Annotated in this window: 20 protein-coding genes; 9 read left to right on the top strand and 11 right to left on the bottom strand. The window is 55.6% G+C overall.

The window, feature by feature from the left end; translation table 11 throughout:
* Positions 1–180: 180 nt before the first annotated feature.
* The 3 genes from HEP82_RS03660 to sanA all read left to right on the top strand — a co-directional run bounded on the left by HEP82_RS03660 (position 181) and on the right by sanA (position 4479).
* Entirely contained in the window at positions 181–1863 is a 1683-nt protein-coding gene (locus tag HEP82_RS03660) for a tannase/feruloyl esterase family alpha/beta hydrolase (RefSeq protein WP_225622289.1), read from the top strand.
* A gap of 254 nt (positions 1864–2117) precedes the next feature.
* Positions 2118–3521, top strand: coding sequence for a 30S ribosomal protein S12 methylthiotransferase RimO (gene rimO, locus HEP82_RS03665; protein WP_192456829.1), 1404 nt, complete (start codon positions 2118–2120; stop codon positions 3519–3521).
* A 205-nt stretch (positions 3522–3726) separates the two neighbouring features.
* A complete protein-coding gene (gene sanA, locus HEP82_RS03670) occupies positions 3727–4479 on the top strand; it encodes an outer membrane permeability protein SanA (RefSeq protein ID WP_192456830.1) in 753 nt (250 codons plus the stop codon).
* Positions 4480–4493: 14 nt separating this feature from the next.
* Here sanA and yeiB read toward each other — a convergent pair whose 3' ends face one another.
* From yeiB to HEP82_RS03695, 5 genes are all read right to left on the bottom strand, one after another.
* The gene (yeiB, locus tag HEP82_RS03675) at positions 4494–5669 is read right to left on the bottom strand and encodes a DUF418 domain-containing protein YeiB (RefSeq protein WP_225622290.1); all 1176 of its coding nucleotides are present in this window, start codon (positions 5667–5669) and stop codon (positions 4494–4496) included.
* 121 nt (positions 5670–5790) lie between these two features.
* A complete protein-coding gene (folE, locus tag HEP82_RS03680; protein WP_015853997.1) occupies positions 5791–6459 on the bottom strand; it encodes a GTP cyclohydrolase I FolE in 669 nt (222 codons plus the stop codon).
* Positions 6460–6775: 316 nt separating this feature from the next.
* Complete coding sequence (locus HEP82_RS03685) at positions 6776–8452, bottom strand: methyl-accepting chemotaxis protein (protein WP_192456831.1); 1677 nt, start codon at positions 8450–8452, stop codon at positions 6776–6778.
* 363 nt (positions 8453–8815) lie between these two features.
* Entirely contained in the window at positions 8816–10498 is a 1683-nt protein-coding gene (locus HEP82_RS03690) for a methyl-accepting chemotaxis protein (protein WP_192456832.1), read from the bottom strand.
* 488 nt (positions 10499–10986) lie between these two features.
* Positions 10987–11676 (bottom strand): hypothetical protein, encoded by a 690-nt coding sequence (locus HEP82_RS03695; RefSeq protein WP_192456833.1) that lies wholly within the window; start codon positions 11674–11676, stop codon positions 10987–10989.
* A gap of 332 nt (positions 11677–12008) precedes the next feature.
* Between HEP82_RS03695 and HEP82_RS03700 the strand changes: the two genes are divergently transcribed.
* From HEP82_RS03700 to HEP82_RS03715, 4 genes are all read left to right on the top strand, one after another.
* Positions 12009–12872, top strand: coding sequence for a LysR family transcriptional regulator (locus HEP82_RS03700; RefSeq protein ID WP_192456834.1), 864 nt, complete (start codon positions 12009–12011; stop codon positions 12870–12872).
* Positions 12873–12945: 73 nt separating this feature from the next.
* The gene (locus tag HEP82_RS03705) at positions 12946–14067 is read left to right on the top strand and encodes an S-(hydroxymethyl)glutathione dehydrogenase/class III alcohol dehydrogenase (protein WP_192456835.1); all 1122 of its coding nucleotides are present in this window, start codon (positions 12946–12948) and stop codon (positions 14065–14067) included.
* Between the two features lie 13 nt (positions 14068–14080).
* Positions 14081–14923, top strand: coding sequence for an S-formylglutathione hydrolase (gene fghA, locus HEP82_RS03710; protein WP_269150408.1), 843 nt, complete (start codon positions 14081–14083; stop codon positions 14921–14923).
* Positions 14924–15386: 463 nt separating this feature from the next.
* Positions 15387–15599 (top strand): KTSC domain-containing protein, encoded by a 213-nt coding sequence (locus HEP82_RS03715; RefSeq protein WP_015854004.1) that lies wholly within the window; start codon positions 15387–15389, stop codon positions 15597–15599.
* A gap of 181 nt (positions 15600–15780) precedes the next feature.
* Here HEP82_RS03715 and HEP82_RS03720 read toward each other — a convergent pair whose 3' ends face one another.
* Positions 15781–16866: an oxidoreductase gene (locus HEP82_RS03720; protein WP_192456836.1), complete on the bottom strand. Its 1086-nt coding sequence runs from the start codon at positions 16864–16866 to the stop codon at positions 15781–15783.
* A gap of 245 nt (positions 16867–17111) precedes the next feature.
* On the opposite strand from HEP82_RS03720, the gene HEP82_RS03725 reads away from it, so the two are divergent.
* Entirely contained in the window at positions 17112–18623 is a 1512-nt protein-coding gene (locus HEP82_RS03725) for a sugar ABC transporter ATP-binding protein (protein ID WP_192456837.1), read from the top strand.
* Positions 18624–18694: 71 nt separating this feature from the next.
* Positions 18695–19615, top strand: a complete 921-nt coding sequence (locus tag HEP82_RS03730; RefSeq protein ID WP_225622309.1) for an ABC transporter permease — start codon at positions 18695–18697, stop codon at positions 19613–19615.
* Positions 19616–19785: 170 nt separating this feature from the next.
* On the opposite strand, the gene HEP82_RS03735 is transcribed toward HEP82_RS03730, so the two are convergent.
* The 5 genes from HEP82_RS03735 to HEP82_RS03755 all read right to left on the bottom strand — a co-directional run bounded on the left by HEP82_RS03735 (position 19786) and on the right by HEP82_RS03755 (position 24763).
* Positions 19786–20859 carry an alpha/beta hydrolase family protein gene (locus HEP82_RS03735; protein WP_192456839.1) on the bottom strand — a complete coding sequence of 358 codons (1074 nt, stop codon included), beginning with the start codon at positions 20857–20859 and terminating at the stop codon, positions 19786–19788.
* A complete protein-coding gene (locus HEP82_RS03740; RefSeq protein WP_192456840.1) occupies positions 20856–21602 on the bottom strand; it encodes a 2-oxo acid dehydrogenase subunit E2 in 747 nt (248 codons plus the stop codon). The genes HEP82_RS03735 and HEP82_RS03740 overlap by 4 nt, the downstream gene beginning before the upstream one ends.
* Positions 21580–21819, bottom strand: a complete 240-nt coding sequence (locus HEP82_RS03745; protein WP_015854010.1) for a phosphopantetheine-binding protein — start codon at positions 21817–21819, stop codon at positions 21580–21582. The genes HEP82_RS03740 and HEP82_RS03745 overlap by 23 nt, the downstream gene beginning before the upstream one ends.
* A gap of 2 nt (positions 21820–21821) precedes the next feature.
* On the bottom strand, positions 21822–23570 hold the full coding sequence (locus tag HEP82_RS03750; RefSeq protein ID WP_192456841.1) for an HAD-IIIC family phosphatase: 1749 nt from the start codon (positions 23568–23570) through the stop codon (positions 21822–21824).
* Positions 23571–23737: 167 nt separating this feature from the next.
* Complete coding sequence (locus tag HEP82_RS03755; protein ID WP_192456842.1) at positions 23738–24763, bottom strand: 3-oxoacyl-ACP synthase III family protein; 1026 nt, start codon at positions 24761–24763, stop codon at positions 23738–23740.
* Positions 24764–24880: the final 117 nt, after the last annotated feature.

Consider the following 24880-nt stretch of genomic DNA (forward strand, 5'->3'; position numbering starts at 1 on the left):
CGTACCCTAAAATAATAAGAGGAGAGGTTTATGTTCCGATACCATCCAAAACGGCTAGCCGCAGGCGCCGTTTCGGCCTTACTGATAACCGCGGGTTTATCCCAGGCTCAGGCCGCTACGGGCCTGGCCTGTGATGACAGCCTTAAAACCCATTTTAAACCGGATGCGCAAACGTCCGTCATGACAGTCAAGTCCTTCAAACAGGGCGAAACGCTAAAGTTGGATCAATCATCAGCAACGGCGTTACCCGATATCAACACCCCCGCCGCCCAGACTTATCCGCCCGCGCCGGTCGATGTGTGTCTGGTCAAACTGGTGATCGGGCCGGGAATGCCCGGAGATAAAGCCGCGTCGTCGACATCCGCCGGCATTGGTATCGAGATTTGGCTGCCGCAGCCGCAGCGCTGGAACAAGATTATTCGTGCGATGGGCAGCGGTGGATGGGCCGGCGGCGTCCACGCGGATCCCGCCCAAATCGGCACGCGACCGCAATATATTCCCGCAATCGAGCAAGGTTATGTGGTAGTCACCTCCGATCACGGACATACCCTGCTGAATAACGGTTCATTCGCTATGTTGCCGGATGGGAAAATCAACAACGTCCTGTGGCAGGACTTCGCTGAACGCAGCCTGCACGAGATGGCGGTCAAGAGCAAAGCGCTGGTGCGGGCCTACTACGGCACGGCACAGCGCTATGCCTATTGGGACGGTTTCTCCACCGGCGGACGCCAAGGGCTTAAGCTGGCACAGAAATACCCGCGGGATTTCGATGGCATTCTTGCCGGCGCCCCGGCGATTAACTGGACAAAATTTATCACCGGCGAGCTTTATCCCCAGATCGTCATGCAGCGCGACCTGAACCAGCCTATCGCTGCGGCGAAATTGAATTACGTTAGCGGAAAGGCGGTAAACGCCTGCGATACCCTAGGGCTGGGATTTTTGTTGGATCCGCTGCAATGCCGCTATGACCCTACCAAAGATGCCGACGTACTCTGTCAACACGAGGCGGGAAACGGCGTGACGGGAACCAGCGCGAATCCAGCCTGTCTGACCCGCCGGGAAGCCGCCGCGGTCAATAAAATCTGGTACGGACAAACCCGTTCCGGGACATCGCCCGACCCAGCCAAGGACAATGCCTCCGGGCCCGAGTTAAAAAAACCCGACCATCTCTGGTGGGGATTAACACGCGGCACCAATTTGCCGGCCTCGCTCGCGGGAGAAAAAGCCTTCCCGATCGCCAGTGACTTGGTGGCGTTGGAACTGCAACGCGCCGATATCGCTGGCGACAGCTTTAAAAATGCGGGGGGCGATGGGAAAAATGGCTGGAAAACATTGAGCTATGCCGAACTGGCACATGCTTATGACCAGGGTCTACAGCTACAAACGGCATTTAGCCGCATCAACACCGACGATCCCAACCTCAGCGGATTACGCGCGGCAAAAGGCAAAATACTGATTTATCACGGCCTGGCCGATGAAAAAATCATGCCGCAGGGAACCATCAACTATTACCACCGGGTGGTTGCCGCCATGGGTGGACAAGCTGCCGTCGATCCATTCGTCAGGCTTTACCTGATTCCGGGATTGGCGCACGACAGCACCCTGAAAGCCAGCTCATCGATCGACCCGGAAACCGGTCGCAATATCATCAGTTCGCGGGTTCCGTTACCGCAATACCTGAACGGCTCGGATCAACTGTTCACCGCGCTGCGCAACTGGGTTGAAAAAGGCATCGCGCCCTCAACGATTGGCATCAGCTCCAGCGACGGCAGTATCCACATGCCGTTATGTCGCTACCCTCAACACATCGCTTACACTGGTAGCGGCGATGTACGGGCCTCCGGCAGTTATCGCTGCCAATAACGCTTGGCGACAGACGCCAGGTCAGGCGTCGACAGGCTGAATTCACCGCAGGGAGAGAAGTTTCTCCCTGCATTTTTTAGCCCTTATCCGGCGAACCCGCCGCCAGGCCGCCGCCGCTGGTTGTTTTTTAGTCGACAAGGACTGTTTCCTGACGGCGATTCAGGTATAATCCGCCGCGTTTTTCCTGCTCAACCTGTTCCTGCACAACATTTTCAACATGATGTTGTTCTACACAACCCGATGTACGAGACGCTATGACAGTTAACACCTTCGATCCTTCACAAACCACCACGTTGTCCGCGCCGCAAAAAACGCTGGCCGACCAGAACGACGACACCGGCATGCCCTTGTCCCATCGCATCGGCTTTATCAGCCTGGGATGCCCGAAAAATCTGGTGGATTCCGAACGTATTCTGACTGAACTGCGTACCGAAGGTTATCAGGTGGTGCCCAGCTACAACGACGCCGATCTGGTGATCGTCAATACCTGCGGCTTTATCGACAGCGCCGTACAGGAGTCGCTGGAAGCTATCGGCGAGGCCCTGAACGAAAACGGTAAAGTGATCGTCACCGGTTGTCTGGGCGCCAAAGAAAACCAGATCCGCGAAGTGCACGCCAACGTGCTGGAAATTACCGGCCCCCACAGCTATGAACAGGTGCTGTCGCATGTGCATCACTATGTACCGAAACCGGAACATAACCCGTTCACCAGCCTGACGCCGGCGCAAGGCGTGAAACTGACGCCGCGCCATTACGCATATCTGAAAATTTCCGAAGGCTGCGATCACCGTTGCACCTTCTGCATCATCCCGTCTATGCGCGGCGATCTGGACAGCCGCCCTATCGGTGCCGTGTTGGACGAAGCCCGGCGCCTGAAAGACGCCGGCGTGAAAGAACTGCTGGTGATCTCCCAGGACACCTCAGCCTATGGCGCTGACGTAAAACACCGCACCGGCTTTTGGAACGGGCAGCCGGTCAAGACCAGCATGGTGGATTTGTGCGAACAATTGGCCACGCTGGGCATCTGGGTACGGTTGCATTATGTCTATCCGTACCCGCACGTCGATACGGTGATCCCACTGATGGCGGCGGGCAAAATCCTGCCGTATCTGGACATCCCGTTGCAGCACGCCAGCCCGAAAATCCTCAAGCTGATGAAGCGTCCCGGCGCGGTCGAACGCACGCTGGAACGCATCAAACGCTGGCGCGAGATCTGCCCGGAACTGACGCTACGCTCGACCTTTATCGTTGGCTTCCCAGGCGAAACGGAAGAAGACTTCCAGATGCTGCTCGATTTCCTGACAGAAGCGCAGCTCGACCGCGTCGGTTGTTTCAAATTCAGCCCGGTGGACGGCGCCGCCGCCAATGATTTGCCGGACCCGGTGCCGGAAGCGGTCAAAGAAGATCGCTATCACCGCTTCATGCAGTTGCAGCAAGAGATTTCCGCCCGGCGTTTGCAAGCCAAGGTAGGGCGCGAACTGAAAGTGCTGATCGACGAGGTGGATGAAGAAGGCGCGATTGGCCGCAGCATGGCGGATGCGCCGGAAATCGACGGCGCGGTCTACCTCAACGGCGAAAAACGGGTGAACGTTGGCGATTTGGTGACGGTCAGGATTGAACACGCCGACGAATACGATTTGTGGGGGAGCCTGATCTAAGCGTTATCCTGCATGATACGGATAACCGCCTTCCTGCTGACGGGCTGGCCCTCCCAGCCCGTGATCCTTCAGCCATACGACATCCGCATTCTGGTTTAAAAACCATCAACAGCCGCCACTTCCGGACTGTTCGCCTTGCACCGCTACGGCGGGTAAAGTAGCCTTGCCTCATGATTATTTCCTTCGAGCGGACAAAGGCAGAGGCATGTGGAAGCGCGTGATTTTCGGACTGTTCACCAGCCTGCTCGTGCTGGCGTGCACCGCGTTCCTGCTTGACCGCTGCATCAGTTGGCGCACCGCGCCCTATATTTACGACGACGTGCAGGATCTGCCTCCACGTCAGGTCGGGGTGGTGTTGGGCACCGCCAAATATTACCGGGCCGGCGTCATCAACCAGTATTACCTGTTTCGGATTCAGGGTGCGCTCAACGCCTATAACAGCGGTAAAATCAGCTACCTGCTGCTAAGCGGCGACAACTCGCTGCAAAGCTACAACGAGCCCATGACCATGCGGCGCGATCTGATTGCCGCCGGGGTTCAGCCGGTGGACATCGTGCTCGACTACGCCGGTTTCCGCACCCTGGACTCCATCGTCCGCACCCGCAAAGTCTTCGACACCAATGATTTCACCATCATCACCCAGCGTTTTCACTGCGAGCGGGCGCTGTTTATCGCCTTGCATAAAGGCATTCAGGCACAATGCTTCGCCGTGCCGTCACCGAAAGATATCTGGCCGGTGCGCATGCGGGAATTCGGCGCCCGGCTGGCAATGCTGTACGACCTGTACGTACTGAAGCGGGAACCGCGTTTTCTGGGGCCGCAAATCCCCATCCCCACGGAGTACAAGGTTTCAGACGACGAGCCGGGCTACCCGGCGGTGCCGCCGGAGCTCATCCCCGATCTCGGCAACCGCACGGAACCGCCGCTACGCCAGAAAGCGCCCGCCGCCTCACGCTGAGCCCGGCGGATATCTCACTCCGTCTCCTTGGCGGACGGCACGCCCGCCACCTGACGGGTCAGCACGCGCCACAACCACTCCAGCGGCCCCTGCCGGAAATAGCGCAACCACCAACACGCCGCCAGCAGATTACACAGCCAGATCGGCGGTACCAGCAATAGCAACTGCCAGCGTTCAAACTGCATAAATCCACCCAGACGGTAAAACACGGTGGTACAGATCACTGTCTGCAATAGATAACTGCTCAACGCCATCCGGCCGACATTGGCGATCCAGCGGGTAATGCGCCATTGCGCCAGCGTTTGCCAGTAGCCGTAGCACAGCGCCAGATAGCCGATCGCCTGCAACGGCGCCCCCAGCTCGCGGGGAATTTGCAGCAGCAAGCCGCACCAGCGATAGTCCCATTGCAAGCGCCACTGTACCACCACCCCAGCGCCATCGATCAGCAAGGCCAGCGGCAATAGCCACAGCGCGATACGTCGGTAGTGCTGCGGGCTGAATGCGCCGCGTAGCCATCCGCTGCGCATCAGCGCCGCCCCCAACAGCATAGCGCCGGTCAGTAGCCAGCCGTATTGCAGTCCCAACGACAGCAGGTTTTCGTTGAGCTGCGATAGGCGATTCAGCCAGGCTTCCGCGCCGCCCTGGCTCAGCCACCAGGCTTCATAACTCACCTCCGCCGCCCCCGGCTGCCAAAAATTACCGCCGACAGGACTCAGGATCTGGCTCAGCACCGCCAACATCATGAGCCCAATCACATAAATCACTACCCCGGTACGCACCAACATCCGGGTGCTGTCGGCATAACGCAGCATGCTGTAGCCAACCAGGCCAATCAGCCCGTAATCCAGCAGAATATCGCCCTCCCAAAAGAAGACGCTGTGAATCAGGCCAAACACCATCAGCCAGAACAAGCGGGCGTTGATCCAGCGCGTACCGCGCCGCATCAACAGATGTAAACCGGCGCCAAACAGCAACGCGAACAGCGTGAGAAATTTGGTTTGCGCTACCAGATCCATCAGCGCCCAGGCCCAGGCATTTGCGGTAGAAGGCGGCCCGTTCCAGGCGGGGTTCAGATAGGCGGCTCTGGGTAAACCGAATGACACGATGTTCATCAGCAGAATACCCAGCATGGCCAGCCCACGGGCAAAATCCAGCATGGGAATACGGGAAGGCGGCAGATAAGGCGACATGATGTCCTGCTGCAAAGGGGAACAATGGGGAAATTGTAGTGACCGTGCGCACAAAAGCCCACGTCTTTCAGCATCAAGCGGGGCTATTGCGCGCCGGATACCCGGCGCATTACACGCGCGTTCAGTAGCTGTGATGACGTACCGCGCGCAGGAATTCCTGGCGGGTATTCTGACTGGATTTGAACAGGCCGCCGAGCGACGTCGTGGTGGTCGCGCTGGTCGCATCGCGAATACCACGCGCTTTAACACAATAGTGCACCGCGTCGATGGAGACCGCCACGTTATTGGTACCCAGCAAGGTTTGCAACGCCACCAGAATCTGCTGCGTCAAACGCTCCTGCACCTGCGGTCGCTGCGAGAAAAACTGTACAATGCGGTTGATCTTGGACAGACCAATCACACCCTCTTTGGGGATATAAGCCACCGTGGCTTTACCGTCGATGGTCACAAAATGGTGCTCACAGGTGCTGGTCAGCGTGATATCGCGTACCGTCACCATTTCATCGACCTTCATTTTGTTTTCAATAATGGTGATTTTGGGGAAATTGGCGTAATCCAGCCCAGAGAAGATTTCATCCACATACATTTTGGCGATGCGGTGCGGCGTTTCCGCCAAACTGTCGTCACTCAAATCAAGGCTCAATAGATTCATGATTTCGGTCATATGCTGCGCAATCAGGCGTTTGCGGGTTTCCGCATCCTGTAATTCGCCGCGCAACGGGGTCTCCAGACCACGCGCCAGCAGCGCCTCATGAACCTGGGCTGCTTCTTTTGACAATATTGACGACATTATTTTTCTCCGGCAGGTGTGACTCATTCTGGCCGCGAGGCGAACCAGATGCCTGTAGACTTCAGGCGGTAGTGCCGGGCCGGACGTCGAACGCTACTCTGGCGGTGCGCCGCGCCGAACCCGTTATCGCGCGGGTCACGGTCTGCGTCAGCCCCTGCGCGAATAAGGGACACAGCCTAGCGAAGTGCCCGGCGATTATCCAGTGATTGTGCTTCATCGCTGATGAAATAGCCTCAACTGGGCGCTATCGCGTGCGAAAACGCTCGCCGGATAAATAACGGCCGGCATAATGCCGGCCGTTCGACAGGGGTAGATTTCAGAATTTTTCCCAGTTGTCGCTGCCGCCTGCTTTCTTGGCCGGCGGCAACGCCGCTGTCGCCGCAAGCGCAGGACGACGCAGCGTCGGCGAAGGCATCGGCGTCGAAGAACGACTTTCCCGCCCATCGTCCAGATGGAAAACTGCCACCGCTTCCGTCAGTTGCCGCGCTTGCTCCTCCAGCGCTGCCGCTGCCGCCATCGCTTGCTGAACCAACGACGCATTCTGCTGCGTTACGCCGTCCATCTCATTCACCGCCTGCCCTATCTGGATAATGCCGCGGCTCTGTTCATCCGAGGCCGAAGCAATTTCGGCAATCAAATCGCTGACATGCGCCACGGTAGTAATAATCGTCTGCATCGACTCACCCGCCTGTTTCACCTGTGACGCACCGGTACTCACGCGGGATACCGACTCGGCAATCAGCGTTTCAATCTCTTTGGCAGCCTGGGAACTGCGTTGCGCCAGGTTACGCACTTCGCTGGCCACCACCGCAAATCCTTTCCCCTGCTCGCCAGCTCGCGCCGCTTCCACCGCCGCGTTCAATGCCAGAATGTTGGTCTGGAAAGCAATACTGTTGATGACTGACGTGATGTCGGCGATTTTGCGCGAACTGGCGCTGATATTGTCCATGGTGCCCACCACGTCATCGGTAATTTTTCCGCCCTGCTTGGCGGCTTCGCTCGCTTCCTGCGCCAGCCGGGTCGCCTGATGCACATTCTCCGCATTGTGCTGCACGGTAGAGCTCAACTGCTCCATACTCGCGGCGGTTTCCTGCAACGATGCCGCCTGCTGCTCGGTACGACCGGACAAATCGTTGTTGCCTTCTCGAATCTCCGTCGCCCCTTGATAGACAGCGGCGGCCGTTCCCCGAATCAGCATCACGGTTCGTCTGAGGCTCTGCTGTAATTCGTTAATGTTGGGAATCATGCGACCAATACAGTTACGGCCGAACACCGCCAGCTCCTTATCGAGCCGCCCGGCACTCAGCAGCGCCATATGCACCTGGATTTGATTGACCGGTTTCACCATATAGCGAGTGAGGTAGCGCTCCACCATGACAAAGATCACCAGGCTGGCAATCATCGCGGCGATCAAGCCGTTACGGTTCCAGTTGTTCTGAGCCGTGACGGCTGACGCATAGTCCGTGCTGGTGATTTGTTTGGTGTATTTTTGTGCCGCATCGCCAAATGCCCAACTGGCGGGTGGATAAATTTTGCGGAAAATATCGCGGAATTTATCCAGATCATTCTGTTGCAGTGCGGCATACATGGGCTCTATCGCTGTCGTCAATAATGCTGACCACGTATTACTCATACCGCTGACAGTCTCTGCATCCACACCGACATGCTCGGCGCTATTGAATTTCTCCAACGCACCCTTGGTATTAACAATGGCCGTCTTTGCCATATCCAGTGTTGTCTGGGCATTTTTGGCATCATTAAATTGCAAATAATCCATTACCCGCGCCATGCGTGTCACAGAGCGGAAATATTGATCATTGCCATAGACTAAATAGGAGTAACTATTTTTTTGAATACCGCTTTTATTTAATAGCGTCGTGACATTACTCAAGGAATAAAGGCTGTAACTGGATGCAGCTCCCCATGCAATCAGCAAAAAAACGAATATTATCAACATCATTGTTCGTATACTGATATCTTTTAGGAAAGACATAATACGCTCCCGATAAAAGTGATATGCATGTGCGCCACTCCTGAACTTTCATGGAATCACAATATACAGCCGGAGTAACCACACCTATTAATCAGTCATTCGACATCATGCCGTAGGGCATAAAAAATAAATCATTGTTTGATGTTCACACCCAATACCGACGTCCTTGCAAGTATAGGCGAGAGATAAAAAAATACCGGGTGAACCCCGATTTTTATCCCCTGAATATGCGCATTACAGTAAGGCGGCAGGTGAGTGAACTCCGCAACATCAACGCGCCTGCAACTAAAGTATGACCGCAAAACGCGCCATCCCGGAGTGTTTACCGCTCCGGGATGGCATGCACACCCTGTTGGTCACGAATTAGAACGTTTCCCAATTACTGCTGCTTGATGCGTTCGCTTTCGCGGGTGCTTTCAGTGCAGGTGCGGCTTTCTGTACCGGGCGTTTCAGTGTTTGCGCCGACGGACGACGCAACATGGTCGATTCGCGATCATCGCCGATGTCGAACACCGACACCGCATCCGCCAGATTACGTGCCTGTTCTTCCAGCGAACTGGCGGCGGAAGATGCCTCCTGAACCAGCGCGGCGTTTTGCTGCGTGACGCCGTCCATCTCGGTGACAGCTTGGCCAATCTGAGAGATACCGCGGCTTTGTTCATCAGAGGCGGCGGCGATTTCCCCCATCAGGTCGTGCACATGGGATACCGACGAGATAATGGTGCCCATGGCATTGCCCGCTTCCTGTACCTGATCGGAACCAATCTGTACCCGGCTCACCGACTCGCTGATCAGGGTTTCAATTTCCTTGGCCGCCTGCGCGCTGCGCTGCGCCAGGTTACGCACTTCACCGGCAACTACCGCAAATCCACGCCCTTGTTCACCAGCCCGGGCAGCCTCTACCGCTGCGTTCAATGCCAGAATGTTGGTCTGGAAAGCGATACCGTTGATCACGCTGGTAATATCGGCAATTTTGCGAGAGCTATCCGAAATACTCTGCATGGTTTGCACCACACCCGATGTAATTTCGCCCCCTTTTCGGGCCATTTGCTGGGCTTCTTCCGACAGTTTTCTCGCCTGATGCACGTTATCCGCGTTGTTTTTCACCGTAGAGGTCAACTCTTCCATACTGGCGGCGGTTTCCTGCAGCGCAGCGGCTTGTTGATCGGTACGGCTCGACAACTCGTCATTACCCTGCCGGAGTTCGCTGGTGCCGTTGTAGATATTCGATGAACTATCGCGAATCACCACCACGGTATCGCGCAAGCTCTTCTGCATCGATTTGATATAGGGAATCAACTGACCGGCACAGTTACGGCCAAACTCATCCAGTTCGGTGTGCAACTTGCCATCGGTCAGCAATCCCAGATGATGCTTGATCAGATTGATCGGTTTGACCAGATAGTTCACCAGATACCGATCCGTCATAACCAGGACGAAAATCCCGATAATCAATGCCGCCAACAGCAGTTTCTGATTGAAGTCAGCATGACGTTTCGCCGTGTCGATGCCATAGTCAGATTGTGTCGCCGCCGAGTATTTTTCCGCTATCGCGCCGAACTCAACGCTTAATGGCGGATACTGGTTGCGAAAAATCTGGCGGAAATCCTCTGCACGGCCATCACGGGAAGCCGCCAGCATCGGCGCGACAGCGTTATCCAGCAGGTTGCTCCAAGACGTGATCATCGATTTGACCACCTCATCGCTGACGCCGATGTGACGGCTATTCTTAAATTGCTCCAGCATATCGCGGCTGATTTTTAGCGCCGCCGCAGAAGCGTCGAAGGCTTTTTGTGCGTTGCTCGTATCGCCGGTTTGCAGAAAATCCGCCGCCCGCAACATCCGGGTTACGGAGCGAAAATACTGGTCGTTACCTTTCACCAGCAAGCTATAGCTTTTTTTCTGCGCTAAACTATCGTCCATCAGCGAATTCACTTCGCTAAAAGACTGCATGGTAAATATTGATACTGCACCCCAGATAACAGTAAACAGAGTCAAAATGATGACCAACATTTTTCTGACGGTAATATCTTTTAAAACGTTCATAACAGGCTCCAGATAATTAGTTGTACCTTAGGGTACATGTTGTTGTTGGCTGCCCTGCTTCCGGCATACCCGGTATTTACAGAAGTTCTCCCTACTGCTGCTGTGTTCGTCAACATGACGAAAATGACCCTAGCGAATGAATGACTCACAATGTATTTAGTGACAAGCTTAATTTTCCCCGACGTTAGAAATAACAAGTACGAAAACATTAAGTCACTATAATCTCATCGACATTCAAAGTCAGTCTGCCTTGACCACATTACAAAAACCTCAACTTACATCAATGAAACTACCTATTTAAAATTAAGCCATCCTTAACTGAGGGAAAATATTTTGGCGATTATTTCGACAATTAATCATACGGTGTAAATACCGACATCAGATTCAGAAAAAAACATCAGGCGCAATAAAAAAACCGGTTCCATAACAATGGAACCGGAGAGACGGGTTGAATTGCGGGGGAAATAGCGGCGTTATCAACGCAACCACTAGCGCCCTAGATACCTTCTGACTACGCCCCACAGGCGGTGAGATACATCGCCCAATGCAGGATGGCGTAACATCAGCACCAGTAATGCCGCCAGCAACGTCGCCAACATCAGACTCCAGACGCTATCGGCATAAGGCCATCGCGTTGACTGCGCCTCTTCCTTGCTCAGCGCATCCTGATAGCGGTTCAGGGTTTGCTCAAAGCGCTGACTGAGCGGGATGAAGTGATGCCGATAGTGCTGCGTTGTGGTTTCCGGCAGCCCGGCATGGGCCGTCTGCAACATCGGCTCAAGCCCTCTATCCAGCAGCTGCTGCCAGGCTAAGCCGACCTCGCTGACATGATCATTCACGGCATCGGAATGACTATCGCGCTGAAATGCCTGTAACGCCATGCGGCTATCCTGCAACGCTTTTGCGGCCTGAATCACATTAGGAACCGCATATTCCCTTTCACCACGTTGAAGATGCACAACCGCTGCCATGATATGTTTCACGGTACGAGATATTTGATAATGTCCGTTATCAATGGAGGAATCCCCCTGGCTGGGGAGAGCATATTCATGCTGGCTTTCATTCATGGAAAAAAATACATCCAGATGAATCATCGCCGCGCATCCGCCGGTAATCATCACGGAGGAAAAGATAAATGTGATGACTTTTTTCACCATCGTATCGCTTAAACGAATCATAGCGGCCTCCGGAGAATCATTTATGGTGTTATTTCATGAAGGAATAACATCCGTCATAGCGAAATAACATCCATCGTGACGAAATAAAACCTGCGCGTCGTCAACTTTATTTAGCCACACTATTTTTTCTAATATGACATAAAAGAAACCCCATTTATTAACAAAAAAGAAATAAATCTAATCAGGATCACAATTACCTCCATCATTTTTATGACTCACACCTTCCCGCCTTGATGTCCGTTTCTCGGTCTGAGGGTTGCCAATCCTGCCATCCCTCCATATACTCACCATAAATCATCAACTATAAGAAGTTATTCACGGATAGAGAAATCATGGATCTCACCCAACTGCGTATGTTTTGTCTGGTTGCCGAAACGGGCTCGCTGGTGCGGGCGGCAGCGCAATTGGAGCGTGTGCCGTCCAATCTGACAACCCGGCTGCGTCAGCTGGAACAAGAGTTGGGTACCGATTTGTTCATCCGCGAGAAACAGCGCGTCCGGCTTTCTCCGGCCGGGTACAACTTTTTGGGGTACGCGCAAAAAATCCTGTCGCTGAGCGATGAAGCGCTCAGTTTGACCCACAACGGCGAACCTTCCGGCCTGTTTCAGCTTGGCGCGGTGGAAAGCCTGCTGCTGACCGAACTGCCGCCGCTGCTGGCGCGTTATCACCAACGCTACCCGTCGGTGAAAGTCCATTTACATACCGCGCCTTGCGCAACATTGATAGAACGGGTTAACGCCGGGGAGCTGGCCGCCGCGCTGGTGACAGGCCCGGTTAATCATCCGTCACTGCACAGTTGCCAGATCTATGCCCAACCGTTGTCGCTGGTGACGGCACAGGCGATCACCGATGCATCGACGCCAGAACAACTGCGTCAGTCGCCGTTGCTGGTCTTTGCCAATGGCTGCGGCTACCGCCAGCATTTGGAATCCTGGTTCCGCGCCCAGGGTATTACGCCGGCACTCCTCGTCGAAGTGCCCTCCTATTCCGTGTTACTGGCCGCCGTTGCCGCAGGCAACGGCGCCGCACTGGTTCCACAAAGCGTCCTGCACGCTCTGCCTGCAGGTCGGAATGTACAACCGCACTCGCTGCCGTCGGGGGTCGCCGTTATCGACACCTGGCTGGTGTGGCGCCAGGGGGCATTCGGCCCCAACGTAGAAGCCTTGAAAAAACTGATGATCGAAAGCGGCGCCTGAGCCGCGCCCCATCAGGGGAACACACCCCGGTACGGCGCATCGCGTCTAGCCCAACATAACCAGGAGTATCACCATGCAAATGATCAAAACCCGCGCCGCCGTCGCCTGGGGCCCTAACCAACCGCTGTCGATTGAAGACGTGGATTTGATGCCGCCGCAGAAAGGTGAAGTGCTGGTACGCATCGTCGCCAGCGGCGTTTGTCATACCGATGCCTACACCTTATCCGGCAAGGATCCGGAAGGCGTATTCCCGGCCATTCTCGGCCATGAAGGCGCCGGGATCGTGGAAGCCGTCGGCGAAGGCGTCACCAGCGTCGCCGTCGGCGACCATGTCATCCCGCTGTACACGCCGGAATGCGGCGAGTGCAAATTCTGCCGTTCCGGCAAAACCAACCTGTGTCAGGCAATTCGCGCCACACAGGGTAAAGGGCTGATGCCGGACGGCACCCCCCGTTTCTTCAAAGACGGTAAGCCGATTTTCCACTACATGGGCACCTCCACGTTTGCCGAGCGTACCGTGGTCGCCGAAATTTCGCTGGCTAAAATCGACAAAGCGGCGCCGCTGGAAGAAGTGTGTCTGCTGGGGTGCGGCGTAACGACCGGCATGGGCGCGGTGGCAAACACCGCCAACGTACAGCCGGGCGATACCGTGGCGATTTTCGGGCTGGGCGGCATCGGGCTGTCGGCGATCATCGGCGCAAAAATGGCCGGGGCCGGCCGCATCATCGGTATCGATCTCAACACCAGCAAGTTTGAACTGGCGCGCAAACTGGGTGCGACCGACCTGATTAACCCGAAAGACTACGATAAGCCGATTCAGGACGTCATCGTCGAACTGACCGACGGCGGCGTTGATTACTCTTTCGAGTGCATCGGCAACGTCAATGTGATGCGCGCAGCGCTGGAGTGTTGCCATAAAGGCTGGGGCGAGTCGGTCATCATCGGGGTGGCCGGGGCCGGGGAAGAAATCTCGACACGGCCGTTCCAGTTAGTCACCGGCCGCGTGTGGCGCGGTTCCGCTTTCGGTGGCGTCAAGGGGCGCAGCCAGTTGCCCGGTATCGTGCAGCGTTATATGGGCGGCGAATTCCAGCTTAACGATTTCATCACCCACACCATGCCGCTGGAAGAGATCAATCGGGCGTTCGATTTGATGCACGAAGGCAAATCCATCCGCTCGGTTGTACATTTCAGCTAATCGGGGGATCGCCATGAGCACATCGCTGGAATTACTGGAAGAACACTGCGCGTTCGGCGGCTGGCAGCGGCGCTACCGTCACCATTCCGCCGCGCTGAGCTGCCCGATGACCGTCAGCGTCTACCTGCCGCCGTCATACCACGCTACGCCGCCGCCGGTGCTTTACTGGCTCTCCGGCCTGACCTGCAGCGACGAAAATTTTTCCACCAAAGCCGGGGCGCAACGCGCCGCGGCCGAACTGGGGCTGGCGCTGGTGATACCCGATACCAGCCCGCGCGGCGAGAACGTTCCCGACGACGCGAGCTACGATCTGGGCCAGGGCGCCGGGTTCTACCTGAACGCAACCCAAGCGCCGTGGGATCGTCATTTTCAGATGTACGACTACCTCAGCGACGAGCTACCGGCGCTGATCGCCAGCGCGTTTAACGTCAGCGATCGCCAGTCGATCAGCGGCCATTCGATGGGCGGACACGGCGCGCTGATGATGGCGCTACGGCATCCGGGCCGTTTCCGCTCGGTTTCCGCGTTTGCGCCCATCGTTAACCCGACGCAGGTTCCCTGGGGGCAAAAGGCGTTCGCCGCCTATCTCGGCCTGGACGAACAACAGTGGTTGCAATACGACAGTTGCCATCTGTTGGCGCACAGTGACGCAGCGCCATTGCCGATATTGATCGACCAAGGCGATAGCGATCCGTTTCTGACCACCCAGCTTCAACCGGAGGCGCTGGCCGCTGTGGCTCGTCAGCGCCAATGGCCGCTCACGCTACGCCTGCAACCCGGCTACGATCACAGCTATTACTTTGTTACAAGTTTTATCGCAGATCATCTGCGCTTCCACGCAAAATACTTGCAGTAAAGTCACACCGGGTTGTTTAATACCCGGCGTTCATCGCCTGATATCCATCCGTGTGTCAGGCTATTTTCTTTCATTATCTGGCCGCCGACGCCGGGTTTCCCCACAAGAGGCCCGCGGGCGTCCAGGTAATCAAAAACGAAGCCGGGATCCGGACAACAGATAACGACGCCACGCGCAGCTCATTATTGCTGACAGCGGTTTCTCATCGACTACCGAGCCAGACGAAACCGCCGTGTTAGTGCTCTCGCCGCCCTTCGAACGCCGCCGGCGCACACAGGATATCGAGTGATGGACTACCGGGCGTTTTGCGATAGGCCACTGGTCTATTCCGTTTGCCCAACACCCTTTCTGGCTATATATTGAGCAATGACTAACGGTGTCCCCATCCATGCCGTAACCGCGAAAGCGTGTTATCTGCGGCCAATAACGGGACACAGGCAGGAATCAACAGGGAGCAATGGGTTTGCAACGTAAGCGTGTTTCATCTACCGAACTGTTCGCCGTCGGCTACGATGCGGAAAACAACATTCTGGAAATCGAATTACTGAACGGGAGTCTTTATCAGTATAAAAACGTCGCCCGGATGATCTACGAGGAGTTGATGGACTCGAACGCGAAGGCGCGTTATTACGCCCGTTATATCAAAAATTCCTTTCCCTACGACAAGCTCCAGTAATCCTGTTGGTTGTCGTCAGGCGTCACAAACGCCGGGTGCCATCATGATGAAATGAAAGAAAATGCGGGCGGTTCATCGCACCGTGCGAAGCGCCTGAAACAGTGCCCGCACGGTGGCCGCTCCGCCGTCATCCCGCCGTGATGATGAACAGCTAACCGCCTCTCACCCTGTATACCGGCTTTCAGCCTTCCTGTTCAACCTGACGAAAGGCGGCCAGCAAGCGGGCTTCATTCAGTTCGCCCGGCAGATAATGGATGGATTCCCCTTGCTGCAACGTCCGGGCCGCGACCGCCCGCAGCGCCGCTTCGTCATCAATATCCACATCCAGCTCGCGCAGATGGGTGGGCAACCCGAACACCCGAAAAGCCGACGTGAGCTGACGCAGCGTCGCCACATCCCCCAGTAGCGCGCTTTGCACCAAAATACCGTAAGCCACTTTGGTGCCGTGCAGGAAACGCGCCGTCTGCGGCAAGACCGTCAACCCGTTATGCACCGCGTGCGCCGCCGCGACGCGGGTGTAACGCTCACCCAACCCACCCACCATACCGCCGCCGGCGATGATGGCATCCGCCACATCCAGAAAATCCTGATTCAACACGCCGCTGGCGACCGCCTTCAACGCCGACTCACTCTGCCGCAACAGCACATCGCGGATATCCTGCGCCGTCTGCAACCCCAAACGCACCGTCAGCGGCAACGTTTCCGGTTGCGGACTGAGCACCACCGCCTCATACCATTTCGCCAGCGTATCGCCGATCCCCGCGAGCAGATAGTCCACCGGCGCCACCAGCAGAATGCGCGGTTCCACCAGCACCAGATGGTTGGCATCGTCGAACATCTCAAACCCCAGCGCTTGCCCGTCTTGGTTATACCAGACCGAGAGCGGCGTCCAGGCTGCACAGGTGGCGGCAATCGTCGGGATAGCCACCAGCGGCACACCCAGCCGACGGGCCACCACCTTAGCGGTATCCAGCACCGTGCCGCCGCCGACGCCGATCACGACCTGGCGATCGCGGCCCGCCAGCGTCGTCAATGCGGCAATATCCCGCTCATTGCAGTGCATCGTCATCGCGGAATGACGCGCCGTCGGCGCGTCAAACACCGCCGGCAGATAAGGACGGGCAGCGGCCAGCGCACGTTCGCCGCCGATCCACAACGCCTGTTCAAGCGCCTGACTGGAGTAAAAATCGGATAACCGGTCGATAGCGCCGGGAAAAGAAAAATAGTTGTCCGGGCCGACCTGAACCCGGATAGCGGTCGTACTCATCGTGGATTCCTTACGAACGGACACCCGCTGCGCGCGCCGCGCACGATACCGGATGTCGAGACTGTGCTTCATCTTAAGCACATCATTTGCGGGTTTTAATAACTTTTTTACTTAAGATATGCTTTTTCAGTCATTCAGGACGGCGTTTCTCCCCGCACTCTGGCGTTCTATTCAGTGATGAATATGGTATTTTTTTGCCGAATAAACCCGTAACCATCTCCGTAACGAGCCTGCTGCGATTCATTATGTCCATAACACCGCCATCACGTCTGGAAATGCGCTGCATTTCCATTTCTTTCGCTGGTTTCCCGGCACTCAGACAAGTGAATTTTTCGCTGGAGGGGGGATCCATCCATGCGCTGACCGGTGCCAACGGCGCGGGCAAGTCAACGCTGATGGCGGTGCTGTCCGGCGCTTATGACCACTACAGCGGCGATATCCTGCTGGATGGCGAAAAGATCGCCCTTCGTTCTCCGCGCGATGCCAAACGCCACGGCATCCATCTGGTGCAGCAAGAGGTGGACGCTGCGCTGGTGCCCACGCTGTCGGTCGCGGAAAACATCATGCTCGATAGGCTGGCGGAGCCGGGCCACCTGCTAAACTGGTCACAATTGCGCCGCCAGGCGGAATCCCTGCTGGCGCAATCGGGTATCAGCATCAATGTTCGACAGCGGCTTGACCGCTGCTCGCTGGCCGAGAAACAACAGATCCTGTTGGCGCGCGCGCTGTCCCACCGCTGCCGTTTCCTGATTCTGGATGAACCGACCGCGCCGCTCGACCACACGGAAAGCGAGCGTCTGTTCGGCGTAGTACGCCGTCTGCAACGTGAAGGCATCGGCATCGTCTTTATCTCCCACCGTATTCATGAACTCAGCGCCATCTGCGACACCCTCACCGTGCTGCGCGACGGCGAATTCGTCAGCAGCGGCGCCATGCAAGGGCTTGGCGGCGAAGAGATCGTAGAGCGGATGCTGGGGCATCGGCTGGACGATATTTTCCCGCCGCGTCGCACGCGGCCGGATGCCGATCCCCTGTTGCAGATTCAGGGGCTACATGACGATACACTGCTGCACGATATCAGGCTGACCCTGCGCAAGGGCGAGATTCTGGGGGTCGCGGGGCTGGCGGGCGCGGGCAAAAGCGAACTGTGCAAAGCGCTGTTCGGCGCTACCCGCAGCCGGCTGGAAGAAGCATCCTATCAGGGCAACCCTTGGCGGCCGACCTCGCCGGCGCATTCGGTGGCGCAGGGCATCGCGCTGGTACCGGAGGAGCGGCGCAAAGAAGGCATTTTTATTGACGAATCCGTCGCCATGAATCTCAGCATCAGCGCCAGCGACAGCTTCTCCCGCTACGGTATTTTCGGGCATGGTCAGGCGCTGTCCTGGGCCAGGGATCTGATCCATCGGCTGACCATCCGCGCCCGCGGGCCACAGCAGAAACTGCGGCGATTGTCCGGCGGCAACCAGCAAAAGGTGGCCATCGGCAAGTGGCTACGCAACGACATGCAGGTACTGATTCTGGATGAGCCGACCAAAGGCGTAGACATCAAAGCCAAACAGGATTTGTTCGCCCTGATTGGCGAACTGGCGCAGCAAGGCAAAGGTATCATTTACGCTTCCGGCGAATTTTCCGAACTGGTGGGGTTGTGCGACCGCATCTGCGTATTGTGGGACGGGCGGATCGTGGCTGAACTGGACGCCGCTCAGACCGACGAAGAAACATTATTACTCTATTCAACCGGAGGAACTCCCGCGTGAGTCAGCTACTTTCCCCTAACGGCACGCAGCCCCTTTACCATCGCCTGTTCGAGTTCCTCTACAAATGGGGCATGCTGATTACCGTCATGGCGCTGATCAGCTTATTTGGGGTGGCGTCAGACACCTTTCTGGATCCCAACAACATCATTAATATCCTGCGCTCTATCGCCATCGTCACCGTGATCGCCATCGGCGTATCCATGTCGTTGTCGGTCGGCGGATTCGATCTTTCCGTCGGCTCTACGGCGTCGCTGGCCAACGCGCTGGTTATCTCGCTGTTCGTCTGGCACGGTTTCGGCACAGCGGGGGCGATCGCGCTGACGCTGTTGATCTGCCTGCTGGTGGGGCTGTTCAACGCCTTTCTGATCGTGGTGCTGCGAATCCCCGATATGCTGGCGACACTCGCCAGCCTGTTCGTGATCCAGGGCGTCGCCATGACCTACAGCTATGGCGGCTCTATTACCCAAAACATGTTACTGCCGAGCGGCGAGATGGCGGAAGGCGTGATCCCTGAACGGTTCGCGACCTTGGGTCAGGTACCGGTGATCGTGATTATCATGCTGGCAGTCACGGTGGTGGTGCAGCTTTACCTCTCCCTGACCCAGCATGGTCGCCGGATGTATGCCATCGGCGGCAACCCGGAAGCGGCGCGACTCGCCGGTATCCGCACTGCCCGCTACCGCGTATTGGCGTATCTGATCTCGTCGCTGCTGGCGGCGCTAGGCGGAATTCTGCTCGCATCCCGCATCGGCTCTTCCCAGGTGAACGCCGGCGGCGGCTACCTGATGGATGCAGTGGCGGCCGCTTACATCGGTTTCTCGCTGGCGGGCTCCGGCAAGCCGAACGCGCTGGGAACGCTGGTCGGCGCCGTCTTGCTCGGGGTCTTGCAGAACGGTCTGGTGATGTTATCGGTGCCTTATTACGCCATGGATATCATCAAAGGCTTGGTGCTGGCGCTGGCGCTGGCCATGACCTATGTCCAGAAACGCTGACGGCTGCGTCGAGGGCACACAAAAAAACGGGCGGTGTTACCGCCCCAAACTGACAACAGGCTAAACGGTTTTCAACTCAACACGCCAGTCGGGTCATACAGGCGTCGGCGCGCACGCCTATCTCGCCGGGACACCGCCGCCCCGGCGGTTATCACCGCGAGTGTCCGACACTACCTCTTCAGACACCGCAAAAGGCGAACCCCCACCCCGGCGACACGCAGCAACACCCGCGACAAGCGTAACGAATCCAGCAGCGACCATAGCAGATAGACCCGCACGGTTTTACCGTATCCGGGCGACCCATGCACATCATCCAGCGACAGCACATGGTTATGCCGGGACAAACGGCGGATCGTGTCCGCTTCGGCATTGGGGATCACCTCATCGCGCAAGCTCTGAACGTAATACAGCCTAACGCTATGATTAATATCTCCCTGACGCAGGACGAACGTGGTATCGAGGTAACGAAATACCTTGTCGTCGTCATCCAGTTCCGGATGGGTTTTCCCCACGTTCTGCCTGATAACCAGCCGCGTAACATAAGGCAGACGCCGGTAGACATCCCGATCGTGGTACAGCGAATCCAGCGGCGTACCCGCCATGGTGATCCCCTGGATACGGCTATCGGTCAGGCTGTTTTTATACGCGATAAACCCGCTAAAGCTCAGACCGAAAATATGGCACCGGATATCGGGACGATCCTGCGCAAGATAATCCAGCACATCGCTGTACATGCGGAAAGATTGCTCACTGTAGGGCAGCTGATTTTCCCCTACCCCCGGCATTTCCGTCAGCACCACGGTCACGTCAAAACGCTCAAACAGCCCCACCAGATGCACCCATTGCTCTTTCAGCGAGATAATACCGCCGTTGATAATGACGACGTTGCCGCTGCGCTTTTGGCTGAAGTAGCATACCTGCCGCCCCTGCGACAACGTGGCCCGCGTCACTTTACCGCTATCGATATACTGCTGACGGAACAACCGCAGGCAATGCTGATTGCACTCATGCTGGAGCGGCGTTTCCGGATAGGGAAAACGCGCCAGATTGTAAAGCGAACACGCCTTGAGCCATTCCCCCTGATGTTCATAGTGTTGCGCCTGACGGTAAAACACCTGGCTCCAGCTATGCGGCAGGTCATCGCCCAGATGATGAATGTCCGGCAGGATGGCGCGGGTTTCCGCGCCGACATTCAGCACATTACTGTGCAGCAACACAAAATTCTTGAGTTCATCCAGCATCATGATGCTGACTCCAGTGCAACACCTTCCATATTGCTTTTTATCTGTGCCAGAAATTCTGACGCTAGCCGTCCGTCCAGTACGCGATGGTCGAAGATCATCGACAGCGTCGCTACATGCGACGTCGCCATGTCCTGCGGGTTTCGCGATGGTTTTTCATTGATCACCCCCACCGTAAACGTGAACGTAGAGCCGGAAAGAGGAATGCAGGCGTCAGGGCCGTTTTTCCCCAACGACGTCACGGTGAAACTGCCCCAGGTTTGCGCCTGCAACGTCGGCGACAACATGGCCAACCGCAGCAACAGGCTGGCCAGCCACGGCGGCAAACGCTGAATAAAACGGATTTTCTCGTAGTGCTCGCTGGTCGCCGCGTCCTCCAGTTTGAACTGCTGCAACGCCCGATCGATCTCGGCAACAGGCAACCGATCCGTATTGCTGATCACCCGGGAATACACGCCGGATACGCCGTTCAGCGATTTTTCCAGCGTCACCCGGCTACTGATGTTATCTGGGCAAATCAACGTGCTGGCGCTGCCGTATTTGATCATCGCGTTCAGTTGCGGATACTGGCGCAGCGCATCGCTGATGGCCTTGATGGTTATCGCCGTCATCCTGCGTTGCAGCCCGCCCGCGACGATGCGCGAAACATCGATCTCGCGCATAACGGTAATGGCAGGGATGCCCTTGGATATCGCCAGAAAAGAGAGCGTCTGGCGCCGTTCCTTAGAAACTTGCCGCAACTTCATGGCTCACCACCCGGTAAATGTCATTCAGCGTGGTGCACTGCAACACCTTTTCGACATCGATTTTGACGTTCTGCTGTTTTTCGATCTCCATCAATAGATAGACGAACGTGAGCGAATCCCACTCCGGGAGGTTGGTCAAATCTTCCTGAGCCTGTTCGGTCGCCAGCCCCATGCCGGTTTTGGTGTTAATCAAGCCGATAAAATCGTCCAGTTTCATGGTCATTCCCTCTCGTTGACAGTGACGGTATTGCTTTTCTCGGCCAGTAATGCAGGTGCTGGGTCGAGAATGGTGAACAGGTTGCTGGCTGTTTCAGCAAACCCGCAATCCGAATAGAACCGCTGGAATTTTTTGTTCTTTTCGGTCGGGCCGTATACGGCGGTGATCCGGTCGACACCCTGCGCCTGACACAGACCGAACAGCCAGCGCATTGCCGCGAACTCCACTTGCCGCCCGAAGATACGGCAACTCATGATGAAATTGTCGATATGGCAACCGTCGCTGGCGAAACGCAAAAATATCGCGCCAATGGTGCCGTAATCGCCGATGCGATCGCGACACGCCAGCGTAACCGCCTGATGTCCCTCCCGGGTTAGGTAGCCGGCGACATCCTGCGGGCTCATCCGTTGCGTCGTCATATTGAACTGGTTGGTACGCAACGTCAGTTGCGATACACGATCCAGCGAGCCCGCCTCCACCGGGTGGATGGTCAGCGTCATATCCAGGCTGCTCAAAAAAGCCTGATCGTCCGCAAACTCTTTTTGCAGCTCAGTGCGGCGCTTGTTTTGCGCGTAGCTCAAATTGCGCATACGGTCATCGCTGCTGATCGTCGGACGCTGGAAATAGTCGGCGGAAATCAGCGCAGCAACGTTCTCCGCCATGTCGCCGGAAAACTCCAGCACCGTGATCGCCGGAATGCGTGCTTTGACTTCTGCACATTCAAACGCCGAATCATCAATAAAAAGCATGTGCTCCGGGGAGATGTTCAGCTCGTTGGCGATATTCAGGATGTTGCCGCTTTTCCCTTGCCAGTTGGCGCTCACCACGGAGAACTTATCCAGCGAAATACGCATCTCATCGGCGCGGCGTTTAAACGCTTCTTCCACATTCTCCAGGTTGTTTTTGCTGCAAATGGCTAAAATGACGCCCTGATCGTACAGCGTGCGCAGATACGCCTGATAACGCAGGTGGCCCGTGCCGATGTGTTTATCCGCCATCAGGATGCCGTCGACACCGTCGTCGGCCAAAATACCTTTCCACAGCGTGTTATCCAGATCGCTGACCACGCATTTCAGCGTTTTCCCGAGCGCCTGCCGGATGGATGCGGCACCAACGCGGGCGATGGCATCCAACGCCGCCAGACCGACGCCCAGCCCCAGTAACTGCGCAGTCCGGCTGGTCGCGGGGTCTTCCGTTATCCCGCCAGACGCCTGCAAATCGACCACTGTCACGCGGTCTTCCGTTTGCCCCAACGCCAAAAGAAACGAGTTAAACTCTCCGATCAGTTGCTTCAGTTCCGCCCGTTGATCCTGCGCGATAATCTGTTTGAGTTGCGACTCGCCGATATGAATAGTGTTCAGCACGACGTGAGCGCCACAGCCGGCGCCAGCAAAATTCAGCAGATATGCCAGCCGGCTTTTTTGCTCCTGAATTTTTTCGCGAATCTCAGCCGCAGGCAGCAATACACCGATGTCGTTTTCAATAAAGGAAGTATCCAAGGTATAAAAATGGAATTGCGCGCCAAATGTTTTGATGTCGGCGGCATTGCCCAGTACATGGGGAAAATAGTCGCTGTATAGACCATCATAAAAGGAGGGATAGCAACCCAGTTCATTCAGATTGAACGTAATCAGGTCATTCAACGCTTTGTGATTGAAATTACTGAAGGTGGCAATATTAACAATACGTTTCCCTTCCGCCGTGATTTTTTTCGAGGCGGCGATCCGACTTAGTGCATTATCCTGTTTCATAAACATCCCTATTTTCTTTACACCCCAATAATTCGTGCTTCAAAAAGGCGGCTGATACGTAAATCCCGATGCGTTTACTCAGGTCAGAGACTGGGGATTCACTCGGTTGCCGTCTTCCTGCAACTCGAATTATTTGGGGTATAGATAAAAATCCTTTTTACGCCATGTTATAAAAGATCTTTTCTATTTCGGAGAATCAAACCGCCCGCCAGCCAACGTGAAGACTCAACAGAAATACCGATAGCGCATTCATTGGAAAGAGAAATATCGCTAAATTCTTTTATTTGGAAAAATAATGCAGCGTTGGCGGTGTTACCAATTCTGTCCACTAGGCTGAATATTTTATCTGTCGAATAACCGATATCGGACAAAATTTTCACCAGCATCGAGCCGGAAAGTTGTGGCGGCAACAGCCAGTCTGGACGCCCGCCTAATTTATCCGTCAATGCATTAACCGTATCCTGAGTAATAACCGGCACTAATTTCTCAATCAATTTATATTCTTCATTCAGCAAAGCGCCATATTCAATGTCATTACGACTGCCGCGCCAATTCGCCAGTTGACCGACCGCTTCATCAATACCCAGATATTTAAAAGAAATATGTTCGATCTCAATACTGGATGCCGATTGTTGATTGGAAACCAGGCATCCACCGACGCCGTCACCGAACAATGTATAGTTCACCAGTTCCTTCGTCTCTTTCTTTCCTGAATTTTCATCAAAGAAATTTAGGAACTTATGGGCCGTTTCAACCCCGATAACCAGACCGTTGCTTAGGCCATTATCTGGCGTCGCCACCAGCTCGCGGGCCAGTTTCAGCGCCTGTACGGCGCCGGAACACCCCGAAACAATCTGGTAGGTTTCAATCTGCCGAAATCCCATGGCATGACACGCCTGATTTACGCTGCTTGGCAATAGCGTATCCGGCGTGGCGGATGCCACAATAATAAAATCAATACAATTTTTATTTATCCCTGTGCTGGCAAGAAGCTTACGGATAACAATGCTAATTAACTCCGCTGACGACGCCGTTGGTTTACCGGTATTCATATTAACAGCGAAATGCCGACCGGTATTACCGAAAAGTTTTTTAATTAAATCAGGTTTAAATCCGATTTTATCCCCCAACTCCTGATTACTAATAACCGGGCCGGGCAAATAGGTTTCCACCGCATTAATATATACGCTCATTGCTGTTCCCTCATCAAAGCTTGTGATAAAGCTCTCATACCCGTTTATTTTTTGCAACAGCAATTTTATGCATCATTATAAAAAACTATTACTAATTATTCTTGTGTTTTCCATACC

The sequence above is a fragment of the Musicola keenii genome (assembly GCF_014855505.1).
Lineage (GTDB): Bacteria > Pseudomonadota > Gammaproteobacteria > Enterobacterales > Enterobacteriaceae > Musicola > Musicola paradisiaca.